The 3544-nt window shown below is 69.8% G+C and carries 5 protein-coding genes and 1 pseudogene; 4 read left to right on the forward strand and 2 right to left on the reverse strand.

Annotated features, from left to right (window positions below; genetic code table 11):
- The 4 genes from D183_RS24605 to D183_RS0112465 form a co-directional block, all read left to right on the forward strand.
- Nucleotides 1–506, forward strand: a 506-nt coding sequence (locus D183_RS24605; RefSeq protein ID WP_017909281.1) for a DNA polymerase III subunit gamma/tau C-terminal domain-containing protein, incomplete at its 5' end; no start/stop codon positions are given.
- A 6-nt stretch (nucleotides 507–512) separates the two neighbouring features.
- Nucleotides 513–833 carry a YbaB/EbfC family nucleoid-associated protein gene (locus D183_RS0112455; RefSeq protein ID WP_017909282.1) on the forward strand — a complete coding sequence of 107 codons (321 nt, stop codon included), beginning with the start codon at nucleotides 513–515 and terminating at the stop codon, nucleotides 831–833.
- A 213-nt stretch (nucleotides 834–1046) separates the two neighbouring features.
- A complete protein-coding gene (gene recR / locus D183_RS0112460; protein WP_017909283.1) occupies nucleotides 1047–1661 on the forward strand; it encodes a recombination mediator RecR in 615 nt (204 codons plus the stop codon).
- Between the two features lie 75 nt (nucleotides 1662–1736).
- Entirely contained in the window at nucleotides 1737–2084 is a 348-nt protein-coding gene (locus tag D183_RS0112465; RefSeq protein WP_010342491.1) for a histidine triad nucleotide-binding protein, read from the forward strand.
- 81 nt (nucleotides 2085–2165) lie between these two features.
- On the opposite strand, the gene D183_RS0112470 is transcribed toward D183_RS0112465, so the two are convergent.
- Together D183_RS0112470 and D183_RS24610 are read right to left on the reverse strand one after the other, a co-directional pair.
- Nucleotides 2166–2684, reverse strand: a complete 519-nt coding sequence (locus D183_RS0112470; protein WP_017909284.1) for a Slp family lipoprotein — start codon at nucleotides 2682–2684, stop codon at nucleotides 2166–2168.
- A pseudogene (locus tag D183_RS24610) lies at nucleotides 2681–3544 on the reverse strand (transglutaminase domain-containing protein); the annotation flags it as partial. The gene D183_RS0112470 and the pseudogene D183_RS24610, both read right to left, overlap by 4 nt.

The following is a 3544-nucleotide window of genomic DNA, read 5'->3' on the forward strand; positions in this document are numbered from 1 at the left end:
CGGTCGTTCCGGCCGCGGCCACGGCTGCGGCCGCCGAGCCGGAAATGGCGATGGTGCCGCCCCTGGCGCCGCCGCCGCGCACCCATGCCCCCGTGTCCGACACGCCGCGTGCGCTGCACAGCGCCGAGGACTGGCTGGAACTGGTCGCCGATTGCGGCCTGAGCGGCCCCTCGCGGCAGCTCGCGGCCAACGCCGCCTTCGTCAGCCATGCCGAGGGCGTGCTGCGGCTGTCGCTGTCGCCGGGCTTCGAATACCTGCAGTCGGAGCGTTCGCTGGGCGAACTGGCTGCGGCGCTGGCCGATGCGCTGGGCCAGCGGCCGAAGATCGTCATCGAAAGCGGCATCGCGGTCGATGCCGAAACCCTGCATGAGCGCTCGCACCGGCAACGCGGCGAGCGCCAGAACGCGGCCGAGGCCGCGTTCATGAACGACCCGGCGGTGCAGGCGCTGATCCAGCAGCAAGGCGCGCGGGTCGTCCCCGATTCCATCCGTCCCTACGATGAGTGAACCACGATGCGCGGCAATATCGCCCAACTGATGCAACAGGCGCAGAAGATGCAGGAAAACCTGCAGCGCGCCCAGGAAGAACTGGCCAAGCTGGAAGTCACCGGCAGCGCCGGCGGCGGCATGGTCAACGTGACCCTGACCGGCGCCAAGGAGTGCCGCAAGGTGCGGATCGATCCGAGCATCCTGGCCGACCAGGAAATGGCCGAGGACCTGATCGCCGCCGCGTTCAACGACGCCTCCAACAAGATCGATGCCGAATCCAAGGCACGCATGGGTGCGGCCACCGCCGGCATGCCGATCCCGCCGGGCATGAAGCTGCCGTTCTGAGTTGCCGGGATTGGGGATTCGGGATTGGGGATTCGCGGTTTTTCGCGAGTGCGCTGCCCTTCCTGCTTCGGTGAATTCCTCTGGCAGGAGCGGCTTCAGCCGCGACCGGTCAGGTCAAGCCGTCGCGGCTGAAGCCGCTCCTACGAAAACATCGCGTGACAGCGATGTTTCTTTTACGAATCCCCAATCCCTACTCCCGAATCCCCAACCACAATGAGCTCGCCCCTGCTCGAACAACTGATCGATGCGTTTCGCGTGTTGCCTGGCGTCGGCCAGAAGACCGCGCAGCGCATGGCGTATCACGTGCTCGAGCGCGAGCGCGAGGGCGGGCAGCGTCTGGCCGAGCGGTTGCACGAGGCGATCGAGCGCATCGGTCATTGCGCGCAATGCCGCGATTTCAGCGAGACCGAGGTCTGCGCGATCTGCGCCAGTCCCGCGCGCGACCGCCAGCAGCTGTGCGCGGTGGAGTCGCCGGCCGACCGCCTGGCGATCGAGCATGCCACCGGCTACCGCGGGCTGTACTTCATCCTGCAGGGCCGGCTGTCGCCGCTGGACGGCATCGGCCCGCGCGAGCTGGGCCTGGACCGGCTGGCCGCGCGGTTGGCGCAGGGCGAGGTGGCCGAACTGATCATCGCCACCAACTCCACCGTCGAAGGCGAGGCCACCGCGCATTACCTGGCGCAACTGGCGCGCCAGCATGGCGTGCGGCCGAGCCGGTTGGCGCAGGGACTGCCGCTCGGCGGCGAGCTGGAGTACGTGGATCGCGGCACGCTGTCGCACGCCTTCGGCAGCCGCAGCGAAGTGCCGCGCACCGGCACCGGCGAATAACCGCCGCACGCGGCTGCGATACGACGCCGAATTGGGCTATAACGGCGGCCCCTTCTTTCGTTCCGGGCGCGCTCCATGGACACCATCTTCGGCAAGATCATCCGTCGCGAAATTCCGGCCAGCATCGTCTACGAGGACGACGCCGTGCTCGGCTTCAAGGACATCGCGCCGCAGGCGCCGGTGCATGTGCTCTTCATTCCCAAGCAGGTGGAGATTCCGACCCTGGACGACCTGGCGCCGGAGCAGGCGACCCTGGTCGGTCGGCTGGTGCTGGCCGCGGCCAGCTATGCGCGCGAGCAGGGCCTGGCCCAGGACGGCTACCGGGTGGTGATCAACTGCCGCGAGCACGCCGGGCAGACCGTGTTCCATCTGCACCTGCATCTGCTCGCCGGTGCGCCGCTGGGGCGCTTCGGTACGCCCTGAGCAGCGGCTGGCGCGAACGTGCAGACATAAAAAAACGCCGCTGGATCAGCGGCGTTTTTCGTTGCGGCAGAAACGCAGGGCTTACCACCAGCCCCAGCGCGGGCCCCACGGACCCCACGGGCCGCCCCAGGGGCCGTACGGATAGGCGGGCACCACTTCGACCTGGCGCACCACCGGCCACAGGTACACCACGTCCGCGTCCATCTTCGGCAGGCGGTAGTCGTACTCGCCGATGCGGGTGTTGTCGTAGCCGGACACGTGGCCGATGAAGGTCACTTCGCGGCCGGGCTCGAACACCGCCGGGTCGTAGAAGCCGGCGCGGCAGGCGATGAAGCGGCCATCGCTGGCGTCGGCGGCATCGCTGTCCGGACGGCCGCTGGCATTGAGCGGGCGCGACAGCATCTGGAAGCAGGTCTGGCCCTGGCCGGGCGTGGTCTTGATGATCTTGCCGCCCCAGCGCACCGGCGCGCCGGCCTGCTGGCCGGCGACCGAGTCGCGCGGGCTGACGGGCGCGAACTGGCCCTGCAGCGGCTTGGGGGCGGTGGCGCAGGCGCTGAGCGCCAACGCAGCGATCACGGGGAACAGCAGGCGAATCTTCATCGGGATGCTCCAGTGGGCGGACGGTGCCTGCGCAGGTCGCGCAACAATGAAGCGCTGTCCGAATCAGCGCCAGCGTAGCGCGCATCGGCGAAACGCCGGCTGAGCGGAATCAGGCTCGCATCGCCGGTTTCCCGCTGTACGCGCGCCGCCCAGGCCAGGGCCGGTTCGTGCGGGTCGCGGCCCAGTCCGCGCCGGGCGTAGCGTCGGCCCAGCGCCCGCCAGGCGCGCAGCAGCGGATCGCGTTCGCGCTCGCCGCGGGCCAGCCACCAGGCCATCGCACCCAGCAGCAGCACCGCGAACCCGGCGAACAGGGCCACCAGTTGGCCGGGATCCAGCTTCGGTACGCCGAACTGACTGAGCATGCGCTGCTGGCGGGTGGCGTCGAAGGACAGCACCAGGTCGTTCCAGCCGCGTCGTGCCCAGTCGGCGAGGTCGCGCCAGCGCCAGTCTGCGCCGCCGCCCTGCGCGCCGGCATCGCTGCCCAGGCGGTCCTCCAGGGTGTCGTAGATGCGCTCCGGCGCCACCGCCGCAGTCGGGTCCACCCGCACCCAGCCGCGTTGCGACAGCCACACCTCGGCCCAGGCGTGCGCGTCCATGCGCCGCACCACCCAGTAGTCCCCGAACGCATTGCGGGTGCCGCCGGCATAGCCGGTGACCACGCGCGCAGGAATGCCGGCGCCGCGCATCAGCACCACGAACGCCGAACTGAAGTGCTGGCAGAACCCGGCCTTCTGCTGGAACAGGAACTCGTCCACGCCGTCGCGGCCGGGCAGCGGCGTCTCCAGGGTGTAGGCGAAGTCGCGGCGAATCCATTGCAGGGCGCGGGCGACGATCGCCGCATCGTCGGCGCCGGCCTGCTA

This window comes from Xanthomonas sp. SHU 199 (assembly GCF_000364665.1).
Taxonomy (GTDB): domain Bacteria; phylum Pseudomonadota; class Gammaproteobacteria; order Xanthomonadales; family Xanthomonadaceae; genus Xanthomonas_A; species Xanthomonas_A sontii.

Excerpts from the sequence above, each read along its gene's own strand:
- D183_RS0112455 (WP_017909282.1), top strand. The coding sequence starts at position 513 with ATGCGCGGCAATATCGCCCAACTGATGCAACAGGCGCAGAAGATGCAG.
- recR (WP_017909283.1), top strand. The coding sequence starts at position 1,047 with ATGAGCTCGCCCCTGCTCGAACAACTGATCGATGCGTTTCGCGTGTTG.
- D183_RS0112465 (WP_010342491.1), top strand. The coding sequence starts at position 1,737 with ATGGACACCATCTTCGGCAAGATCATCCGTCGCGAAATTCCGGCCAGC.
- D183_RS0112470 (WP_017909284.1), bottom strand. The coding sequence starts at position 2,684 with ATGAAGATTCGCCTGCTGTTCCCCGTGATCGCTGCGTTGGCGCTCAGC.